Genomic DNA, 20,479 nt, shown 5'->3' with positions numbered 1-20,479 from the left:
TTTTTTGTTTATCTTAATATGATCATTTTTTTAATAATATTTTTTTTATCAATTGAAAGTTTATAGAAGTAGATACCATTAGCAACATGTTTTCCTGAATCATCTGTTCCATTCCAGATAACATTATTAAGTTCAGAGTTCAGAGTTCGGAGTTCGAAATTCTTTACAAGCTGACCTTTTATATTATAGATCCTTATTTCTGCTTCCTTCGTGTTTTTGGGCAATGAGAAAGAGATATTAGTCCCGACTATATCGGGATTAACAGGATTAGGATAGTTTTGGTATAATTCAAGTTTATATGTTATTGGAGGACTATTAACAGAAACATGATTTATTATTTGTTCGCTACTATTAGGGTCACCAACAAGCACATCATCAATATACCAGCCATAATAGTTATTAACAGAGCCATCAGAGGCAAAATGCCATCTTAAGATTACATCATCGTTTTCATAACTACTAAGGTCAAACTCAACTAACTCCCATTCATCAATTGTGCCACCAAATCCAGGTTCGTCTGGATTAAAACCAGATATAGTTCCATCATAACCACCTACTGGAGTAATAAGATTAAATGAGGTCCCACCATTAGTTGAGATTTTTACATTTCCTCCATCATAGAGAGTCTTTTCACCTTTACTACCTTCAAAGTTATGATAATGATAGAAATTTAATATACCACTATCAGGCACAGTAAATTCTGGGGAGTTAAGATACCAGTCTACATTATCTACATAATACCCATCAAGATTAGTAGCCCATACATTTATACCTGAATAAGCATTAATATTTCCTGCAGTGGGTTCACCCCATTCCCATGCATCAGTTGAGGGAGTGGGAGAAAAGTCTCCATCATTATCTTCAAAGTCACTGAATAAAGCTGCTAAACCTAAGCTATAATCAACAGTAAGATCACTATCAATAGTAATGGAACCTCTAAAAGGAACATGTTCAGGAGCACTTACATAAACATCATAAGTGAAATAAGGCAAGCATGTGCTGTATCTTCCTGACATTGACACATATACAGTATCATATGGTTCACCATTATCAGAGCGGTAATAGGTTATGGTAGTATTGCTAACAGCTCCGTTTTCATCATAAATTCTTCCGTGAACTACAGCAGTTTCAACAGGGTCAATAACAATATCATGAGAATTAGTGCCATAACCAAGGAAGTAGTTTAACTCTTCATAAGGATTGAATCCCCATTCATTAATATAGATATCATAATAATCAACAGGTTGGTCCTCGGTAATTTCATAGAATCCATTAACATTAGTTATATCAGTGAATAATGGGTCATCAGTTGTTGGGTCAGCACCTTGTTCATAGAATTTAACCTCAATATTAGAAACAGGGTCTCCATTCTCACTCTCTGTTACTATACCTGAGACTGTGCCATACACTTCTATTGTAGTAAAGAGTTCGGAATAAACATTATAATCAGTTTTAGTTATATATCCATAAATATCTGTAAGAGTTGCAGGTGTATAAGTTATTGAATCATTTATGGTTTCTGTAATAAATGTATCTGCATCAACAACATAGATAGTATAATCGCAATCAGTTTCATCTTGTGTAAAATGAGCTGTTCCAGGCATATTCAGTCCAAAGGTATCAGATAGCCCGAATGTTGTTGTAATCCAGATGTCTGGATTAGTAAGGTCTAAACCTCCTGTTACTTCCATAGATTCTTCAAATAGGTTGTAACCATCACCTTCTCGCCATCCTCTTAAATTGAGTACCTGTGTTCCGCCATAATGGCCACCAAAATTTAGAACGCAAATACCACTTGTATCAGTAATACCTTCTAAAGTGCCAAATGCTCCTAACCCTGAAATTTCAATATTGACATCTGGAATAGGTGTAGTGCCATCTTCTTCATAAACAGAGATTGTTACATCGGTTAGAGTATCTATTGGAATGGAGGTTGGGTCAATTATAACCACTGCTGGTGTTGCAACTACAACAGTTTCCATAACTGGTTGATATTGAGGTTTAGTTACCACAATATCTGCTGTTCCAGCTGTAGTGAACGGTATAATTGGGACATCAACACTACCGGATTCATCAACTAAAGCAGCACCATGTAAAACCCCATTCATTGAAATTCCAACATAAGAACCCGGTTCTGCCTCAACTGTAAAGCTTGTTGAACCGATTGGCAATAAACCAGCGAAACTTACATCATTAACTTCACCTTGAGTCATATATACTACAACGGATGGGTCACCAAGCAAATTGTATGCTTGCCAGTAGTAGATTGGACCCGCACTAACATGAGTAGGATAGCCTTGAGTATGAGCTTCAGTAACAGCAAGGTTACCAACAAAGATTAAAGCATCTTGTGTCACATAATCTGTAACAAATGGAGCATCATAAGCTCCCCATGAAGTTGAATCATAAGGAGGAACATAGCCATTATTATTCCCTTCAATTGGGAATGCACCTACAGCCCAATAAAAATCCTCAAACCAGTATGAAGAGGGTGCAGAACCAATATAACCGATTGAACCAGTAGGTTCGCCAGTTGTGTTGTGAGTGGCTCTAGCCCATGTTTCACCAAAACATTCTGAATAGCCAAAATCACATGCAAGACAACAATTTCCAATTGCAAGTGGATACTTACCTACATTTGTTAAATTATTTACCATTGTTTGGTTCATATTAGGATTACCCCAGGATGTTTGACCACCGTGAGCAGTATAATTTATCATACAAATTCCATCGTCAATAGTAGCATAGCATCCTGCATAACTTGTAAGATACGCATGCACTTCATCAAATCCATACGCTGCATTGAAATAATTGTTAGTTCCATAAATTATTGTTGGCTGACCTACAGCAGGATTCCAGTAACCATCTGCCCCTGCAATTAATGTTACATCATCTAAATATGATGGGTCGGCAAATTCATATTTCTCATAATAAAGTGTCCGATTTACCTGAGTTTGTGCTTGTGTGGTATTTGTAGCAGAAAACCTTCCATAATACATTTCCGGGAAATAATCGCCATCAACACTACAATAATATAAATCAGTTACTTTATAGGTTGCAGAGCCTGTTGCTGAAGCTGGAATTTGACCTGTATCTCCTACAAGCAGGACAAAGCTTGGTGCTGGGTCTGTTGGTGTCCCAGCATTATATTGTGCATGAATCCAAGTTTGAATATTAGCAGCTGAAGAACCAAGTGTATCAGTATATGCAACAATAACAGTAAAACCTTTTTGTGTTTTCCATTCAATAAAGGGTTGTAATTGTGTTTCAAACATTCTGTCAGATACAATTAAATATTTTACAGGATATGTTGTTAAATCAGGATGAGCAGGATATCCGTGTTGTCTATAATTAATTATTCTTTCGTAAACTGATTCAAAATAAGGTGAGTAGGTAGATGCTTTGATATATTCAGTTAACCCTCTGTCACTATCTGTAAGATTTACATCAACTTCAATATCGTTATAAACCTGAATTACTCCGGTAACTGGATTGTAACGAACAGGGCAGACATCAATACGAGCAAGACGAACACCACGCAGCACACCCAAAATTTCAACGGTTGCTAATTCATGCTCAGTAAAAGCATCTTGATTATATGAATCTTCGTTGTATTCAAACTCAACAGTGGTTGGGTCAATATTTTTGGGCAAAGAAGGTTGAACAGGTATTATTGGATTTGTAATACCATAATCACTTAGTTTGTATTCAGTTATTGTATAACTTTTTACATTTACAGATACCTCTGCACCAAAAGGTATTTCAATAAGTTTTTTTGAAGCAGGAAGTTTTGGTGTGCCAATTTCACCAATATAATAGGTATTGGGAATAATAATTTCATTAAACACACCTTTTTTAGTTTGAACTTCAAAGCTTTTGATTTGTGAGAAACAGTAAGATATACTCAACTTTTCATAGGTGTTTTCAGTTACTGTGATTCTGTTTTCATCGTTAATAAGATTAATATTCAATTCTTTAGCAAACAGAAAAGAAATTGTTGAAAAGAACAACAATAACAGTATAGACCAATTTTTAAATGTTGATTTTTGCATTGTTTCCTCCATTTTTTATTTAATTTATTTTTATTCAAAAAAATTTGATTAAAAAATTTGCTTAAGATTTTATTTGTCAAGAGAAATATTTTTGAAAATTTTTTTTGATGTAAAGTGTACTAAATTAATTGACATATCAGGGTTGTTATTTATTTTTTGGTTGGAGGTAATAATGGAAACAAAGCAAATGTTTGATAAGGTGAAAGGTGAAGTTAGTAGTGTCCTTTCTAAAGTGGCTGGGAAAGCTGAGCATGTTGCGAATATTTCAAAATTGAAACTTGAAATAGCAACTAGAAAATCAGCAATTAATTCCTGCTACCAGGAAATCGGAGAATACATCTTTTCTAAGAAAGATGAATTTTCAAAAGATTCATTCCTTGCAGATATTTTTAAAGAGATAGAGGACATTAATAAAAAGAATGAAATGGCTAAAAAGACCATAGAAGAACTTAAATTATCTGCAAAACAAAAACCCAAAAAGGAAGAATAAAAAGAGGAAATTACACAGTCTAAGGAAGAAGAAAAGTCCCACTAAAAGGGATAAATAATTTAATTGCACAGGAATTTCCTTTTTTTCTGACACATAAGTTTAGGATTGCGAAATGTGTATTTTGTCTGTTCTCATCCCGCACTTCGTTGCGGGATAAGTCCAGACAGCAGGACTTGGCTCGAAGAGAACGGAGTAAGTTTGAGCCGAGAACTGCGAAGATGATAAAGAAAATTTGTCTGTTCTCACCTTAAACTTCGTTTCAAGGTAAGTCCAGACAGTAAGACTTAAGTAGCAATGACTGAAAGGGATGTAACTTGTTTTGAAAAGGTTATTAGCAATTGACTATGGCGAACGCCATATAGGTATAGCTCTGTCTGACCCAGCTCAGCTTATCGCATTTCCATATTTAACAATTGATACAAAAAAGACCCCTTTATTTTTTTCAAAAATTGCTGAGATTGTAAATAAACAGGATATAGAGAAAGTCATTCTTGGAATTCCTCTAAATACTGAAAATGTTGAAACAAAAAAATCAATACAGATTAGAAATTTCGCAAAAGAATTAAAACAATATATTGATTTACCTATTATATTTTCTGACGAATCTTGCACTACACAAGAAGCAATCAAAGTTCTACATCTAAAAAAAAAATCTTTGAAAAAGAATAAGTTCAGGCTGGATATGATTGCAGCTTCTTTAATATTAAAAGATTATTTAGCAAATAGAAAATAATATGAGAAAGTTCTTGTTTTTTATTCTTATTCTAATAATAGTTGGTTTTTCGGTTTCTTTTTTTATTGGTGTATTTAAACCTCAAATAATTCCAAATAAAACGATTAATATAAAAAAAGGGATTTCAATTGCTAAGATAGGTTCTCGCTTAGAAGAAGAAGGAATAATTCATTCTGCTTCAATGTTTGTTACTCTTGTGAAGTTATTAAACCGAGAGCAAAAATTACATTACGGAAAGTTCAATTTTTCAGGAAAATATTCTTTGATTGGTGTTATAAGAGTTCTTTCTAATGCTGAGATAGTTAAAAATCAGATTACGATTCCAGAAGGATTTACAGTTCGTAAAATTGCGTATCTACTTGCACGAAACAACTTAGCAGATTATTCAAAATTTGTTAAATTAACCAATGACACAACATTTATCTCTCCTTTGAATATTAAAGTAGAAAGTCTTGAGGGATTTCTTTTTCCAGATACATATTACATCCCATATTTTGCAGATGAAGGATATATCATAAAAATGATGGTTGATAATTTTTTTCTTCAGTTTAATAATATTCATCCTGAAAAAATTCCTTTTGATTCTTTATATTCCACTTTGATATTAGCTTCAATTATTGAGAAAGAAGCAATTTGTGATGATGAAAGAGCTATAATTGCAGGTGTATATGAAAATAGACTTGCAAATAGAATGCTTCTACAAGCAGACCCAACAGTTGCTTATGCATTGGAATTATTGGGAAAATCACGAAGGAAAATTTATTATGAGGATTTAAAAATTAATTCTGTTTATAATACCTATAAACACATTGGTTTGCCTCCAACTCCAATCTGCAATCCCGGCTTAGAATCAATTACTGCTGCATTAAATCCAGCAAAAACCGATTACTTGTTCTTTTTCGCTGGCAAAAACTCAAGGCATATCTTTTCTACAACTTATAGAGAACATCTAAAAAAGTTGAATAGAATATAAATTTTCCATAATTAAATTTCGTAGGAGATATTATAAAAAGTTTATTATGAAATTTTCATCTCTTTGAAACTTTAGATAACAAATTACAAATATCAAATTACAAATATCTAATGTGAAACTTGAGAAAACTATAAAAAAATGGGTAGATTTGATTTTTAAATCCTACCCATGAATTTATTTCTGCAAAATATTTATACTATCTTAGAAGTATCATCTTCTTAACTGCTGATTTATCTCCAGAAGATAATCTACAGAAATATATTCCGTTAGGAAGTTGCTTTCCGCTTTCATCTTTTCCATCCCAGACAATCTCATTAATTTTCAATTTTAAATTTTTAATTTTTAATTGTTTTACTAGCTGTCCTTTTACATTATAAATTTTTATTTGTGCTTTTTTGTGTGATTTTGCCTGTCTTGCCGTAGTTTGACGAAGGCAGGTGGCTAAATTAAATGAAATTGTGGTGAAATTACTGAAGGGATTTGGATAATTTTGATAAAGTATTACATTTTTCAAGGTAGCAATTTGCGTATCTGTGCTAACACCACTTTGCACATAAAATGAATGAGCATCTGGAGCACCGATGTAAGGATGATTTTCACTTCTACCAGAACTGTCAGCAGAATGGATATAATACTGTATAGTTGTTCCGTCAGGTTGAGATGGGATAAATGCAAAGTAGCGATTGCCAGCATGGTCCATCTGAATAGCATTAAATTCATCCTCATCTGAAGTCTTCCAATAAACAAGAGTAGAATCTTCAGTCACTGACTCACCACTATAAGGAATTATGTTGGCTTGTACAAAATAGTCATTTACTGTGTAAACTGTATCTTCAATAGGTGTGTGCTTAATGTATAACATTCCTCTATCAGTAACCCCCATAGTTCTACAATGAAGGGCATCAGTGGAAACCCAATTACCTGTAAAGCCCAATACTTCATATCCTGGCATAGCTGTTTGATATGAAGCAATTGCCTCATCATCCCATGAACTTCCTGTTATAGGCACAAATACCTTATTGTTCAAAATAAGTGAGTTTGTATAAGGCTGATTACTTGGTGTATAGACTCTTACGATATTATAAGGTGTTCCATAACAGCTTAGCTGACTTTCAAAATAATCAACAGCAGATTCAATCTCATCATATTGTGGATGGCTTTGTGGCACCTCTCTAATCATAATTTCATCAGGGGCTAAATACTTTGCCCAACAGTCAATATGGTTTATATATGTATTGTTTGGGTCTGGCACTACATGATAAGTATTAATTCCAAGATATTCATTCATAATTGAGTCAATTTCTACATGAGTCATACTCGGATTTTCTTGCCATACAAGGTCAGTTGAAATTGCAATACCCTGTCCATCAGTCATATAATTCCCACCTGTATGGACAAGATTCATATTGTATACATTAATTCCTAAATAACTGCCTACATGTCCTGGCACCGCGTTATCATAAGGGCGAGGTCTATTATAGATAAAATCTACAATCCCGGATTCATTTTCACCATTGAAGATAAACCAGGGACCATAATCTCGTATCCAGTACGAATCTGTTTGACAATTAATAAATTGAACATTATCCATATTAACGCCAGCATTTGACATAACAGTATAAGCACTTGATTGTTGAGATGAAGTAACCACACAGTAAACGATAACATCTTCAGCCATCTCAGCAATAATGGATGTAAAAATTCCAAAAGGATATCTAATCAAAACTCCTTCCATTGGCTCAAATTCTGCTGGTTGTCTTATTGGTGAAGAAGGAGGGTCTGTTGGCATAAAATCTTTACCAATTTCATCAATTCTTTGCTTCTCTTCTTCAGTCATCCAATGAGGTAAACTTTCCGGATTTTCTTTAAACCATTCTTCTTCTTTGAGACTTAAGATTTTTGGCTTTGTGTTTTTATGTTCAAATGCATTTGATGAAGAAGTTGATATTAATATTAATATAAAAACCGATAATATTTTTTTCATAATTGATCTCCAAGACAATAGATTCTAATTTTAGTTGTAAATATAAGAAGTAAAATTTTTTGTCAATACTCACATAAAAATAAGAAAAAACTTGAACATTTTTTTCTTGTATTTTATTTTTTGTTTAAAATTTATTTAAGGAAATATGGAGATTGCTTACTTGGAATTCATAGAAAGATAATTGCCATTCCAATATAGCTTTGGTGAGGTATAGGAAAGACTTATATGTTTAAGAGATTTCTGAAATTTACATTAAGGGGGATAGCGGGAGCAACTGTAGATACAGTTGTTCTATTTATTTTAACCAGATTTTTTTTCCATTCTTATTTTACAACCTATATTTTAGGTCCATCAATTTCTTTTGAGGCTGGTATACTGGTTGCTTATGTAATCTGCTATTTTTGGATATGGAATCATCGTGTTCATCATAATAAAAAAGATTTTCTTGGTCGTATTCCGGCTTATAATATAGCCACATTGATTTCTTTTGGAGTTAAAATGGCATTGCTTATTACCATAGAAAGGATTTTTCATTTTGATGTGGTTGTATGTAATTTGATTGCGTTATTATTCTCAGGGACCGTTAATTTTTTTATGAGTGAGAAATTAATATTTAAAGAAGAAAAAGTAATGATTGAAACCGCAAAAGAAGATATTGGCTAATAAATATTTAGATATATACACTATATATACACTAAAATTTTTGAAAAAATTTCATATATAAACAATCAAGTTATGATTTGGGATAAACCCAAATCTACCCGGGCGGGTAGAAACAGGTTCATCCTGTTTCTCAATGTGTATCATCCAAAAGGAAATTCCTATGCAATTAAATTAATAAAAAATTATTGATTTTAGAAAATATTTTAGCACTCTTAAAATAAGAGTGCTAATTTTTTCTTGACATTCTATTTTTTACAATTATATTATATTTAGACTGACAAAATAGGCAGTCTAATAAATAATTTATTTGGAGGTAAATATGGATATTATAAGATATAGACCATTTAAGAGTCTGGTTAACAGATTCTTTGAGCAGGATTTTATGCCGCATTTCCTTGACCGTGGGGAATGCAGAATTCCTGTGGATGTTTATGAAAAGGGAGGAGAGATTCATATGGATTTTGAACTCCCCGGATTATCTAAAAAAGATATTTCAGTTGAACTGGACCGAGATACTCTAATAGTTAGCGGTATGCTTGAAAAGGATAAGACTATTGATGAAGAAAATTATTATCGCAGAGAAAGGTCTTACGGCGAGTTTTCTCGTTCATTTACCATTCCAAAAGATATTAAAGAAAAAGATATCACTGCCAGCTTTGAGAAAGGAATCTTAAAGATAACATTCCCCAAAACAAGAGAGATTGAAGCCAAAAAGAAGATTGAAATCAAATAAATCCTGATAAAATAATCCGAAGGATCTGCCTTTGGAATGAAAAGCCTATTCGATTTATTGTGAATGGGCTTTTTGTTTTATTTGACACTCAATTTTATAAATGTTGACATATATAAATTCTTTTAAGAAATTCTGGAGCTAATAAATTGAGCAAGAAATTATTGCTTTTATCAGAGTGTTAATCATTTTTCTAATTTCTGTGATGCTCAATTTAATGAATTAAAAGGATTTTAAAATGTCTAATCAACCTCCTAAAGTAATTGTATTTACATCACCATATTGTTCTTGGTGTAAAAAAGTAAAAAGCTATCTTCATCAGAATAGAATTAGATTTACAGAAGTTGATGTTACTAAAAATTCATCTGCCGCAAGAGATATTGTTAGAAGAACTGGTCAACAAGGTATTCCTGTAACTCTTGTAAATAATAGACCTGTAATTGGATTTGATAGAGCTAAGTTAGATAAATTATTGGGAATAAAGGTCTGAAAGAATTATGAATATTGAACAAGGAATTTTGAATGATGAATGAACGAAAACACGAACCGTATGACCTAATCATCATTGGAGGAGGTCCTGCCGGACTTACTGCAGGTATTTACTCAAGTCGTGCAGGATTCAAAACATGCATTATGGAAAATGGGATAGTTGGAGGAGAAGCAACTTCTACTGATTTGATAGAAAATTATCCTGGTTTTCCTGATGGTATTTCAGGAATGGAATTAGCTGAAAATATGGTGAACCAAGCAAAAATATATGGTGTAGAAATTATTACCGATAGAGTAGTTAAAATAGAAGAAGACATTTCTTCCCAATACAATAAATATAAAATAATCTATACAAACTCTGGACAGATTAAAGCTAAAGCGATAATTATAGCAGTTGGCACAGAGCCTAAGTTGTTGAATATTCCTGGAGAGAAAGAATATAAGGGTCATGGTGTTTCTTATTGTGCTACTTGTGATGGTTTCTTCTATAAAGATAAAAAGATTGCTGTAATTGGTTGTGGAAATTCTGGTATTCAAGAAGGACTATTTCTTTTAAGATTTGTTAAACAAATTGAGTTTGTTGAATTTCTTCCCAAGCCTACTGCTGAAAAGGTCTTACTTGATAAAATAGAAAAATATGATAATATAAATTTTAATTTAAACAGTTCATTATTAAGCATAGAAGGTAATGGCAAATCAGTAACACATATAAAAATAAAAGATAACGAAACTAATGAGATAAAGGAAATTAAAGTCTCCGGTGTTTTTATCTATGTTGGCTTAAAACCCAATACAGAATTCTTAGAAGGATTTGTTAAAAGAGATAAAAGCGGTTATATTATCGTTGACCAAAATCAATATGCTAATATTCATGGCGTTTTTGCAGCTGGCGATGCAACAATTGATACTGTCAAGCAGATTACTACTGCAGTTGGCTCAGGAGCAAGAGCAGCTATTAATGCCGGTCACTATATTGAAAATATGAAATTTTAATTCTGATATTGAAATAAGAAAATAGTATAGGAGTATATATGGCAATAAAATTGAATCAAAAAAACTTTGATGAAGTTGTTAACTCAGGTAAAGTAATATTAGTAGATTTTTGGGCTGAGTGGTGTATGCCTTGCAAAATGATGAACCCTGTTATTGATGAACTGGCAAATGAGGTAGATGATGGAAAAGTAGTAATAGCAGAATGTGATGTGCAGGCAGAACCAAAAATAGCACAAAGGTTTAGCATTATGAGCATCCCTACATTACTTATATTCAAAGATGGAAAAGCAATGGACCAGATGATTGGCGTGGTTCCTAAAAGGAACATTAAAGAAAAAATAGACCAATATATTTCATAGAATTTATGTCAGACCAGATAAAGATAGCATGTGAAAACTGCATTTACTGGAAAAGTCAACATTGTGAAAATTTTTCATCAAAGTGGTTTGGAATGATTGTTTCAAAATCACAGAATTGCGGACAGTTCAAAGCAAAGAAAATTGAGAAAAAAAAGGAAGAATCTTCAATTGATAAGAAAACACAAGAGAGTAATAAAGAAAAATGAGGCCCTATAGGTTTATATGACTCCCCAAAATAATTTGGATATAGAGAGAACACTCTGCCTTATAAAACCTGATGCGGTTTCTTCCGGAAAAATCGGAGAAATACTTACAATATTAGAAAACAATAATTTCAATATTTTAAAAATGAAAATGCTCCAGATGAATCGAAATATTGCTCAGAGGTTTTATTACATCCACAAAAATAAACATTTTTACGATGAATTAATTGAGTTTATGACGAGCGGTCCAATTATTACAATGGTTCTTGAAAGAGAAGATGCAATTAATAGATTAAGAAGATTAGCAGGAGATACTGATTCAAAAATTGCTGACAAAGGAACAATAAGAAATAGATATGGTACTGATATACAACGAAATGCTATCCATGCATCTGATAGTATTGAAAGTGCTGTATATGAGATAGATGTAATTTTCAGACACAAAAAGAAAGGAGAAGTCTAAAATGAATATCCTGGTTCTAAATTGTGGGAGTTCATCTATAAAATTTCAGCTCATTAATTCAGATATGCAAGAGCTTCTGGCTAAAGGAATTGTTGAAAGGATTGGGGAGGAAATTTCATTTTTTACTTTTAAATCTGAAAAGGTAAAAAAGCAAAATATAAAAATCTCTGTTGAAAATCATACACAAGGCATTAAGCTAATTTCGGATAATTTGATGGATTCCAAGTATGGAGTTATTCAAGACAAGGATGATATTGATGCTATTGGTCATAGACTGGTGCATGGTGGGGAGGAGTTCTCCGGCTCAGTAAAAATTAATGAAAAAGTGCTGGATACAATGAAAGAATGTATTAAATTAGCTCCATTACATAATCCTCACAATATCAAAGGAGTTGAAGCCAGTCAGAAAATATTTCCTGATATTCCGCAGTGTGGAGTTTTTGATACGGCATTTCATCAAACTATGCCTAAAAAGGCATTTCTCTATGCACTCCCTCTTGAATACTATACTAAACATAAGATTAGAAGATATGGTTTTCATGGCACCTCACATTATTATGTAGCCAAAGAAGCAGCAAGATATGTTGGGAAAAGTTTGGACGAGCTCAGGACTATTACCTGCCATCTTGGGAATGGTGCATCAATCACAGCAATAGACAAAGGAAAATCTGTTGACACATCAATGGGATTTACACCTTTAGAAGGACTGGTAATGGGAACTCGCTGCGGTGACCTTGACCCCGCTATCCCACTTTATATGATTGAAACCCTTGGTATGAACCGTCAGGAAGTAAATGATATTTTGAATAAAAAAAGTGGAATGCTTGGACTTTCAGAGATAAGCAACGATATGAGGGTTATTGAAGAAGAGATTGAAAAGAAAAATCAAAAAGCATCTGATGCCCTGGAAATCTATGTATATAGATTAAAAAAATATATCGGTGCTTATTTTACTGTTATGAATGGGGTTGATATAATTGTCTTTACTGGTGGAATCGGCGAGAATATGCCTATACTTCGTGAAATGGTTTGCACAAATCTGAACTCTTTGGGTATTATTATTGATAGAAAAAAGAACAGAATCACCAAAGATGGAATTTTAGACTTTTCAGGTGAGGATTCAAAAGTAAAATTACTTAAGATACCAACCAATGAAGAACTTATGATTGCGATGGAGACAGAAGCAATATTAAAAAAATCCGAAATCCTAAACCCTAAATCCTAAACAATTTCAAAACTTAAATGTTCAAAATTACAAAAAAAACACAACTAAGAATTTTCGGAAATAATTTTAGTCTAATCTTTTTATCTTTTCAACTTAGGTAAAGAAGGATTATATTACAATAATTGTGAACAAGAGAATAGTTCTCCTACAAGGTGGCATATCTAATGAAAGAGAGGTTTCATTAGAAACCAGTAATGCAATAAAACAAGCATTAATAAATCTCAAAAAAATTGTTCGTATTATTGACCCTCAAGACTTTCTTCATAATGGTAAAATGAGCTATTCCAGTATGTTGAAAGAGATATTGACCATCAAATGCGATATCGTTTTTAATGGTTTACATGGTGGAGATGGTGAGAATGGCACTATACAAAGACTTTTTGAAATCCATAATATTAATTTTACCGGGTCAAAATCTTTCGGAAGTTTTGTTTCTATGAATAAAAAAATAAGCAAACTTTTAGTTCAGAATTTGCAACTCACTGTTCCTAAATTTATTTCTTTTTATAAAAACGAAAGTATATCTATTGAAGGTATTTTGGAAAAATTTTCTTTACCTTTTGTAGTTAAACCAAATTCCTCGGGCTCATCAGTTGGGATTACTATTGTTGAGAAAGTAGGCCAACTACGAGAATCACTTAATATTGCGTTTCAGCATGATGACGAAATTTTAATTGAGGAATATATAAAGGGAAGGGAAATAACTGTAGCTATGCTTGGGAATAAACCGCTTCCAGTTGTGGAAATCAAACCGAAAAAGGGCTGGTATGATTATCAGCATAAATACACAAAAGGAGAAAGTATTTATGAGGTTCCAGCAAAACTTTCAAAAGAAGAATCTGACAATGTTAGCAATTATGCACTCAAGATTTATAACGAATTCCAATGCAGAGATTATGCAAGAATAGATTTTCGGTATGATGGGGAAAAATTTTATTTCCTAGAAGTTAATACCTTACCCGGAATGACAGCATTAAGCCTTGTTCCAATGGCAGCAAAAGCTGTTGGTATCAGCTTTGATGAACTAATTAACCGAATTATTGAAAGAAATTGGAATTAACAGTAGCAGTGGCAGTAGCAGTAGCAGTTGGCAGTTTCTCTGAAAAAAGAGAAAAAACAAAACTTGTTCCAATGGCAGCAAAAGCTGTTGGTATCAGCTTTGATGAACTAATTAACCGAATTATTGAAAGAAATTGGAATTAACAGTAGCAGTGGCAGTAGCAGTAGCAGTTGGCAGTTTCTCTGAAAAAAGAGAAAAAACAAAAAATGTCTTCATGCCTTTTGTTCATTTTGTGATGAAACACACATGTCCCGATATAATTGGAACGCAAAGGATGATGAAAATAACACACCCCTAATTCTCCTCTGGAGAATTTTTCCCCTCTTATTAGAGGGGAATCAAATAAATCCCCTCTTGAGAGGGGTGGATCCCGATTTATCGGGAGACGGGGTGTGTAATATGTGGTATATTTTCCGATGAAAAAAATTAAATTTAAATTTATTTTGTTTTTTTCTATATCTGTGTTTTTTATAGCAATTATACTTTCTCTTACTCCAATCTACAAAAATTTAGAAATAAAATGGATAGATATAAATTTTTCATTAAGAGGAAAGAAAAAACCATCCAATGATATTGTAATAGTTGAAATTTCTGACCAATCATTCAAGGAACTTGGCAGATATCCTTTTCCGCGAAGTTATTATGCAAAGCTCATTGAGAATTTGAACGAAGCTGGTGCGAAACTTATCATATTTGATATTGAATTCACTGAGCCATCTTTACCAGAAGAAGATGAATTGCTTGCAGAGTCTGCGGCCAAATATGGCAATGTTATCTTTGCAGGAAAATTAATAAAACAGAAAATTGGTAGTTCTGTCCAAAAAAGTATTCTAAAACCCATATCAGATATCACCAAGCGAAATATTGATTGGGGATTAGTTGGAATTTCCTTAGACCCTGATGGTTTTGTAAGGCAATATAGCCTTTTTGCAACTTTTCAGGATGCGAAATATTATTCGCTTGGAATTAAAGCATTACAAGTTTTAATAAGAGATAAAATAAAAAGTGAGCCTGAGATTGTAAATTCAACAAACAAATTTCAAGTAGGTCACTACATTTTTCCAAAATATTCATCTAATACAGCATTTATTAATTATTATGGTCAGGCATATACTTTTCCCGTATATTCTATGGATACAGTATTGGATGATGAAAAATTTACAACATTTAAGGAGGAAGAGTTCGGTATTGAATTTAACACTTTTGACGAGTATTTAAGCAAGAAAACCTTTCAAGATAAGATTGTTTTTGTAGGTGCTACTGCAGAGGAATTACACGACCTTTTTGCTACACCATTTTATAGTTATGGAGATGAAAGAAAGCTTATGCCAGGTGTAGAAATTCATGCAAATTTCTTGGAAATGGTGCTGCATAATGATTGTATTACTTCATTTAGTTTTCTATATTTCTTGATTGGTTTATTGATTTTAATACTTATTATTAATTTTATTTTTCAATTAGTTAGAAAGCCGATTGTTAATATAATATTATCTGTTGTTTTGATAATTGCTTATCTTTATTCTGTGTCCTATCTTTTTACTGGAAAAAACATTTTGATAAATGCAACAGAATTGCCAACTGGTATTTTGATTTCTTTTTTGGGTAATCTGGTCTATCAATATTACCTTGGAAGAAAAGAGAAGCGTTTTATAAAAAATGCCTTTCAGCATTACCTTTCTGCCAGTATTATAAAACAGCTTACTGAAAATCCAGGTATGCTCAAACTGGGAGGAGAAGAAAAGGTTCTAACCGCTTTCTTTTCTGATATAGCCAAGTTTTCAACTATTTCTGAGAAGTTAACTCCCGAAGAACTGGTTAATTTGTTAAATGAATATTTAACTGATATGACAGACATTATACTTAAATATAAAGGGACTGTAGACAAATTTGAAGGTGATGCAATCATTGCCTTTTTTGGTGCACCTGTTCCTTTTGAAAACCACGCAAAAAGGGCTTGTTTGGTAAGTATTGAGATGCAACAACGGCTTGCAGAGTTAAGAGAAAAATGGTCGCATGAGAAGCATTGGCCTAAACTTGTTCATAATATGAAAGTGAGAATCGGACTTAATACTGGCCCAATGGTAGTAGGTAATATGGGCTCACGCACGAGGATGGATTATACGATGATGGGAGATTCAGTCAATTTAGCTGCTCGTTTGGAAGGGGCTAATAAGCAGTATGGAACATATTCTATGATTAGTGAATTTACTTACGAAGCTGCTAAGAGTTTCATTGAAGTCAGGGAATTAGATATGATTCGTGTTGTTGGTAGGAGTAAACCGGTTAGAGTTTATGAATTATTATGCAAAAAAGGTGAATTGCCCGAAAAAGAAAGAGTTCTTTACAATTTATTTGCCGATGGATTAGTTTTATATAGAAAAAGATTGTGGGATGACGCAATTAAAAAATTTGAGCAAGCTTTAAAAATTCAAGAAGATGAACCTTGTAAGAAGTATATTGAAAGATGCAAGCAGTATAAACTACGCCTTCCTTCAAAAGATTGGGATGGTGTATTTACATTAACTTCAAAATAATACGGAGTGCTCAACTCTGTTGAGTAACCGAAAATGGACTTGTCGACTCCATAATTTATATATGAGTTATATGAGTTCACTATAAAAACCCCTGAAGGGGTTAAAAATCAGTTTTTATTCCCCCTTTCCCACAGTTAAAACTGTGGGCTTCTATGACACTAATTCGCCTATAGTTAGTGGGTTAGGTAGCCCACAACTTCAGTTGTGGGTTTAAGGAAAATAATGCACTTCAACCATTTTAATGGTTTTTAGAGCAGACTCATATATATTTAAAAATATCTGATAATTTTTTTAAATAAAAATCTGCACCTTTTAGATATTTCTCTGGAAGAGTAGTAGCAATTGTAGCACAGCGAATCCCAGCAGCTTTTGCAGATTGTATTCCGAGGGGAGCATTTTCAATAACAAGACATTCTTCTTTCCTTAATCCCAAACTCTTACGAGCAATCTCGTATGGGTCTGGATGCGGCTTGGCTCTTGGAATATCATTACCAGTAATAATTACATTAAATAAAGATTGCTGTTCAGGTGTTAATGCTTTTTCCATATTTTTTTTGGCACAAGCAGTAACCAAGGCACATTTACTTCCTAACTTACGCAATTTTCTTACTGTATCAAGTGCGTCAGGATAAAACTTAATTTTAACTATTGAACGATAGTATTTGCGTTTCTGTTCAATAAAATCATGCCAATTTTCTTTTGGAATTTGTATTCCACTTTCTTTTATAAGAATAGGGAGAATTTCTTTTGAACTTCTCCCTTCATGAAGAAGGACGGTGAGTTCTTTAACCTCACCGCCCTTTCTGTGAAACATTTCCTGCCAGGCTAAAAAGTGATAATGGAGCGTATCTACAATTACACCATCCAGGTCAAATAGAATTCCTTTTATCGGCATATAAAAACAAATATCTATTTCTTCTCTATCTTCGGATACACTAAGAAAGCAATAGTGAATAGTAAGAAGGCATTTGCTACATGGAAATAAGAAACTGTATTCGCTACATGAAAAAGCCAGTTTGGTGCCAGATAATTGATGCAACCTGCAAGCACTAAAAGTGCAGCAATTATTCCGAAAATCCATGCCAGTGTTTTCATCCTTCCTCCTTCCCCGCGTCCGCGAGGATTATTTTTTCCGTAATTACGGAAAATTTCTTCTTTACTTATTTTTCAGTTCTTCTAATTTTTTAATATATTTTTGTGATTCCTTATCTTGCCCGGTTTGCTGAAGTCCTAATACAATAAAACGGTAGGAATTTTTATTTTCAGGTTCAAGTTCAACCCACTTTTTTGCATATTTAACTAAGTTTTCATAATCTTTACTGTTACTAAATGAATAACAGATATATTTAATGGCATCTAATTCTTTATCATTTATTTCAATAATTCTTATATAATAATTAGAAGCTTCTTCATAATTTTGGTTATTAAAGTAATCATCAGCTATTTTATAAAGTAATTCTATATCATCGGGTTTGATTTCAGCAGCTTTTTTGTAATACTTAAGTACTTTTTCAGGATTATTAAGGTTGGAGTAGCATACAGCAATATTGTAAGGCCAATCTACATTTTGGGGCTCAATTTCCGATAGTTCTTCAAAATATTTAATAGCATTTTCATATTCTTTCTTGGAAAAGTACATATTAGCTAAAGTTTTTCTGGAAGCAACATCATTTGGTAATTTTTCTGCGATTTCAGTAAAAATTTTAATAGCCTTTTTAGACGAATCAACCTTTGCATATACGCCTGCCAGCATTGTTTTAGATCTAAGACTATCCGGGCAAATTTTTACAGCATTTTTGAATGATTCAAGGGAATTTTTAAAATCTTCTGAATTGTAATATTTAAGTCCTTGATTGTATAATTCAGCCCAACAAGTAAGGTTAATTTTGTTTATCACCTCTTGTTGTTGAGGGTCTAATTCCAATGCTTTTTGTGCATAATTATAGGATTTGATATAATCCTTTTTAAATTGCCCATAAATTTTCGACAAGAAAAGATATGCTTCAACATTTGTCGGGTTTTTATTAATCTCTTTCTGAAGATTTTCAATTGCCTTATCAGGGTCATTTTCATCTCGTATTGCAAGCTTTGCTGTTGTCATATACTTACTTTGGCAAGCTAATAACACTATTAAAGAAAGTAGCAGTATTATTAATAATATCTTTCTTTTCATTTCACTCCTCCGAAATTTTTACTTTATTATTTAGCAGATTTTGTATTCGTCAAGGTTATTACTAAATTTATTTAGAATTTTCGTATTTTAGCCTTTTATTTTCTTCACAAAAAGCTTGAGATTTTCAATTTTTGAAACTTCAATTTTCGCATCCTTTTTGATATTTCCATCAATTGATTCAGCGTGCCAGAGTTCACCACGAACAAACACAGTGCCTTCTGGTTTTAATGATGTTTTAGCATATCCTTTCTCGCCAATCAGTCCTTTTCTACCAGTTGTAACTTTTTTGTGATGAACTTTGAATACAAGCGTGATAAGTAACAGAAAGAATAAAATTGTAAACACCCCCACACCAATTATTAATGAGACGGATATTTTGAGAAATGGTGCACTTGTCTGAATTAACATTAATGAGCCTAATATAATACTCACAACTCCTCCTATGCCTAATATTCCTGAAGACTGGACTTTTATCTCTAACAGTAATAGTATTACCCCAACAGCAATCAGCAAAATACCTACAAGGTTTACAGGAAGACTTGAAAGTGCAAAGAAAGCTAATAATAAAGATATTGTTCCAAAAACACCTGCAAACCCAATACCCGGTGATGAAAATTCGGCAAGAATTCCATAAATACCAAGCATCAAAAGAATATAAGCAATATTGGGGTTAGAAATATGATAAAAAAATCGTTCAATAAAATTCATTTTAAGAGTGACCATTTCTATGTTTTCTGTTTGTAAGACAATTTTTTTACCATTTTTTTCAATTTCAAGATTATCAATTTTCTCAAGAAGTTCAGCTCTTGATTTAGCAATAAAATCAATTATATTTTGTTCAAAAGCCTCTTTTGCAGTCAAAGAAATGCTTTCTGTTATCATCTTTTTTGCAACTTCTACATTTCTATTCCTTTTTTCAGCAAGCGAAGTCATATGAGCAAGCATATCATTCATAACTTTTCGTTCCATTGTAGAATCTATCTTCGCTCCCATAGTTACAGGATGAGCTGCACCGATGTTGGATGTAGGAGTCATCGCACTAATGTCGCAAGCCATCATAACAAAAGCACCTGCAGAAGCAGCACGAGCTCCCTCTGGTGTAACATAACCAATTACCAGGATAGGAGAGTTTATAATTTTTGTTATGATTTTCCGCATAGATGTGGAAAGTCCTCCGGGTGTATCAATTTCCAATAAAACTGCATGAACATTATCCTCTTCTGCCTTTTCAATATTTTTGACTACATAATCTGCTATAGGTGGTCCAATTATTCCATCTATCTGTATTAAGTAAATTTTATTGGAATTATAAGCTTCCAAAACTGTAAAAAATAGGACAGAAAATAAAAGAATTA

The 20,479-nt window shown here is 32.8% G+C and carries 21 protein-coding genes; 15 read left to right on the top strand and 6 right to left on the bottom strand.

What is annotated here, in order from left to right:
- Positions 1 to 8 precede the first annotated feature (8 nt).
- Complete coding sequence (locus U9R23_06970) at positions 9 to 4,052, bottom strand: C25 family cysteine peptidase (GenBank protein MEA3476162.1); 4,044 nt, start codon at positions 4,050 to 4,052, stop codon at positions 9 to 11.
- A gap of 172 nt (positions 4,053 to 4,224) precedes the next feature.
- Here U9R23_06970 and U9R23_06965 point away from each other — a divergent pair, with 172 nt between their 5' ends.
- The 3 genes from U9R23_06965 (at position 4,225) to mltG (ending at position 6,248) form a co-directional block, all read left to right on the top strand.
- Entirely contained in the window at positions 4,225 to 4,542 is a 318-nt protein-coding gene (locus U9R23_06965; GenBank protein ID MEA3476161.1) for a hypothetical protein, read from the top strand.
- A gap of 319 nt (positions 4,543 to 4,861) precedes the next feature.
- On the top strand, positions 4,862 to 5,275 hold the full coding sequence (gene ruvX / locus U9R23_06960) for a Holliday junction resolvase RuvX (GenBank protein ID MEA3476160.1): 414 nt from the start codon (positions 4,862 to 4,864) through the stop codon (positions 5,273 to 5,275).
- Between the two features lies 1 nt (position 5,276).
- Positions 5,277 to 6,248 (top strand): endolytic transglycosylase MltG, encoded by a 972-nt coding sequence (gene mltG, locus U9R23_06955; GenBank protein ID MEA3476159.1) that lies wholly within the window; start codon positions 5,277 to 5,279, stop codon positions 6,246 to 6,248.
- Between the two features lie 196 nt (positions 6,249 to 6,444).
- Here mltG and U9R23_06950 read toward each other — a convergent pair whose 3' ends face one another.
- Positions 6,445 to 8,232, bottom strand: a complete 1,788-nt coding sequence (locus U9R23_06950; GenBank protein MEA3476158.1) for an agmatine deiminase family protein — start codon at positions 8,230 to 8,232, stop codon at positions 6,445 to 6,447.
- 225 nt (positions 8,233 to 8,457) lie between these two features.
- On the opposite strand from U9R23_06950, the gene U9R23_06945 reads away from it, so the two are divergent.
- The 12 genes from U9R23_06945 to U9R23_06890 all read left to right on the top strand — a co-directional run bounded on the left by U9R23_06945 (position 8,458) and on the right by U9R23_06890 (position 16,951).
- Positions 8,458 to 8,895: a GtrA family protein gene (locus tag U9R23_06945; protein MEA3476157.1), complete on the top strand. Its 438-nt coding sequence runs from the start codon at positions 8,458 to 8,460 to the stop codon at positions 8,893 to 8,895.
- 319 nt (positions 8,896 to 9,214) lie between these two features.
- The gene (locus U9R23_06940; protein ID MEA3476156.1) at positions 9,215 to 9,628 is read left to right on the top strand and encodes an Hsp20/alpha crystallin family protein; all 414 of its coding nucleotides are present in this window, start codon (positions 9,215 to 9,217) and stop codon (positions 9,626 to 9,628) included.
- 235 nt (positions 9,629 to 9,863) lie between these two features.
- Positions 9,864 to 10,115: a glutaredoxin domain-containing protein gene (locus U9R23_06935; GenBank protein ID MEA3476155.1), complete on the top strand. Its 252-nt coding sequence runs from the start codon at positions 9,864 to 9,866 to the stop codon at positions 10,113 to 10,115.
- Between the two features lie 35 nt (positions 10,116 to 10,150).
- Positions 10,151 to 11,107, top strand: coding sequence for an FAD-dependent oxidoreductase (locus tag U9R23_06930; GenBank protein ID MEA3476154.1), 957 nt, complete (start codon positions 10,151 to 10,153; stop codon positions 11,105 to 11,107).
- Between the two features lie 38 nt (positions 11,108 to 11,145).
- Positions 11,146 to 11,466, top strand: coding sequence for a thioredoxin (trxA, locus tag U9R23_06925; protein ID MEA3476153.1), 321 nt, complete (start codon positions 11,146 to 11,148; stop codon positions 11,464 to 11,466).
- 5 nt (positions 11,467 to 11,471) lie between these two features.
- Positions 11,472 to 11,672, top strand: a complete 201-nt coding sequence (locus U9R23_06920) for a hypothetical protein (GenBank protein ID MEA3476152.1) — start codon at positions 11,472 to 11,474, stop codon at positions 11,670 to 11,672.
- A gap of 16 nt (positions 11,673 to 11,688) precedes the next feature.
- Positions 11,689 to 12,132 carry a nucleoside-diphosphate kinase gene (gene ndk / locus U9R23_06915; protein MEA3476151.1) on the top strand — a complete coding sequence of 148 codons (444 nt, stop codon included), beginning with the start codon at positions 11,689 to 11,691 and terminating at the stop codon, positions 12,130 to 12,132.
- 1 nt (position 12,133) lies between these two features.
- Positions 12,134 to 13,357: an acetate kinase gene (locus tag U9R23_06910; GenBank protein MEA3476150.1), complete on the top strand. Its 1,224-nt coding sequence runs from the start codon at positions 12,134 to 12,136 to the stop codon at positions 13,355 to 13,357.
- Positions 13,358 to 13,481: 124 nt separating this feature from the next.
- Positions 13,482 to 14,417, top strand: coding sequence for a D-alanine--D-alanine ligase (locus tag U9R23_06905; protein ID MEA3476149.1), 936 nt, complete (start codon positions 13,482 to 13,484; stop codon positions 14,415 to 14,417).
- Positions 14,408 to 14,560, top strand: coding sequence for a hypothetical protein (locus tag U9R23_06900; GenBank protein MEA3476148.1), 153 nt, complete (start codon positions 14,408 to 14,410; stop codon positions 14,558 to 14,560). The genes U9R23_06905 and U9R23_06900 overlap by 10 nt, the downstream gene beginning before the upstream one ends.
- Positions 14,551 to 14,715, top strand: coding sequence for a hypothetical protein (locus tag U9R23_06895; GenBank protein MEA3476147.1), 165 nt, complete (start codon positions 14,551 to 14,553; stop codon positions 14,713 to 14,715). Before U9R23_06900 ends, U9R23_06895 begins: the two co-directional genes overlap by 10 nt.
- A gap of 118 nt (positions 14,716 to 14,833) precedes the next feature.
- The gene (locus U9R23_06890; GenBank protein MEA3476146.1) at positions 14,834 to 16,951 is read left to right on the top strand and encodes an adenylate/guanylate cyclase domain-containing protein; all 2,118 of its coding nucleotides are present in this window, start codon (positions 14,834 to 14,836) and stop codon (positions 16,949 to 16,951) included.
- Positions 16,952 to 17,210: 259 nt separating this feature from the next.
- On the opposite strand, the gene U9R23_06885 is transcribed toward U9R23_06890, so the two are convergent.
- The 4 genes from U9R23_06885 to U9R23_06870 form a co-directional block, all read right to left on the bottom strand.
- Entirely contained in the window at positions 17,211 to 17,846 is a 636-nt protein-coding gene (locus tag U9R23_06885; GenBank protein MEA3476145.1) for an HAD family phosphatase, read from the bottom strand.
- A gap of 14 nt (positions 17,847 to 17,860) precedes the next feature.
- Complete coding sequence (locus tag U9R23_06880) at positions 17,861 to 18,046, bottom strand: hypothetical protein (protein MEA3476144.1); 186 nt, start codon at positions 18,044 to 18,046, stop codon at positions 17,861 to 17,863.
- A 61-nt stretch (positions 18,047 to 18,107) separates the two neighbouring features.
- Complete coding sequence (locus tag U9R23_06875) at positions 18,108 to 19,124, bottom strand: tetratricopeptide repeat protein (GenBank protein MEA3476143.1); 1,017 nt, start codon at positions 19,122 to 19,124, stop codon at positions 18,108 to 18,110.
- Positions 19,125 to 19,211: 87 nt separating this feature from the next.
- A complete protein-coding gene (locus U9R23_06870; GenBank protein ID MEA3476142.1) occupies positions 19,212 to 20,477 on the bottom strand; it encodes a nodulation protein NfeD in 1,266 nt (421 codons plus the stop codon).
- Positions 20,478 to 20,479 lie beyond the last annotated feature (2 nt).

It is taken from the genome of Candidatus Cloacimonadota bacterium (genome assembly GCA_034722995.1).
Taxonomy (GTDB): Bacteria; Cloacimonadota; Cloacimonadia; order JGIOTU-2; family JGIOTU-2; genus JAGMCF01.
The sequence above is the reverse complement of the archived record's forward strand: the minus strand, read 5'-3'. Positions and strand labels throughout refer to the sequence as shown.

Excerpts from the sequence above, each read along its gene's own strand:
- trxA (MEA3476153.1), top strand. The coding sequence starts at position 11,146 with ATGGCAATAAAATTGAATCAAAAAAACTTTGATGAAGTTGTTAACTCA.
- U9R23_06935 (MEA3476155.1), top strand. The coding sequence starts at position 9,864 with ATGTCTAATCAACCTCCTAAAGTAATTGTATTTACATCACCATATTGT.
- U9R23_06875 (MEA3476143.1), bottom strand. The coding sequence starts at position 19,124 with ATGAAAAGAAAGATATTATTAATAATACTGCTACTTTCTTTAATAGTG.
- U9R23_06885 (MEA3476145.1), bottom strand. The coding sequence starts at position 17,846 with ATGCCGATAAAAGGAATTCTATTTGACCTGGATGGTGTAATTGTAGAT.
- ndk (MEA3476151.1), top strand. The coding sequence starts at position 11,689 with ATGACTCCCCAAAATAATTTGGATATAGAGAGAACACTCTGCCTTATA.
- U9R23_06890 (MEA3476146.1), top strand. The coding sequence starts at position 14,834 with ATGAAAAAAATTAAATTTAAATTTATTTTGTTTTTTTCTATATCTGTG.
- U9R23_06970 (MEA3476162.1), bottom strand. The coding sequence starts at position 4,052 with ATGCAAAAATCAACATTTAAAAATTGGTCTATACTGTTATTGTTGTTC.
- U9R23_06965 (MEA3476161.1), top strand. The coding sequence starts at position 4,225 with ATGGAAACAAAGCAAATGTTTGATAAGGTGAAAGGTGAAGTTAGTAGT.
- U9R23_06945 (MEA3476157.1), top strand. The coding sequence starts at position 8,458 with ATGTTTAAGAGATTTCTGAAATTTACATTAAGGGGGATAGCGGGAGCA.
- U9R23_06920 (MEA3476152.1), top strand. The coding sequence starts at position 11,472 with ATGTCAGACCAGATAAAGATAGCATGTGAAAACTGCATTTACTGGAAA.
- mltG (MEA3476159.1), top strand. The coding sequence starts at position 5,277 with ATGAGAAAGTTCTTGTTTTTTATTCTTATTCTAATAATAGTTGGTTTT.
- U9R23_06940 (MEA3476156.1), top strand. The coding sequence starts at position 9,215 with ATGGATATTATAAGATATAGACCATTTAAGAGTCTGGTTAACAGATTC.
- U9R23_06950 (MEA3476158.1), bottom strand. The coding sequence starts at position 8,232 with ATGAAAAAAATATTATCGGTTTTTATATTAATATTAATATCAACTTCT.
- U9R23_06930 (MEA3476154.1), top strand. The coding sequence starts at position 10,151 with ATGAATGAACGAAAACACGAACCGTATGACCTAATCATCATTGGAGGA.
- U9R23_06880 (MEA3476144.1), bottom strand. The coding sequence starts at position 18,046 with ATGAAAACACTGGCATGGATTTTCGGAATAATTGCTGCACTTTTAGTG.
- U9R23_06910 (MEA3476150.1), top strand. The coding sequence starts at position 12,134 with ATGAATATCCTGGTTCTAAATTGTGGGAGTTCATCTATAAAATTTCAG.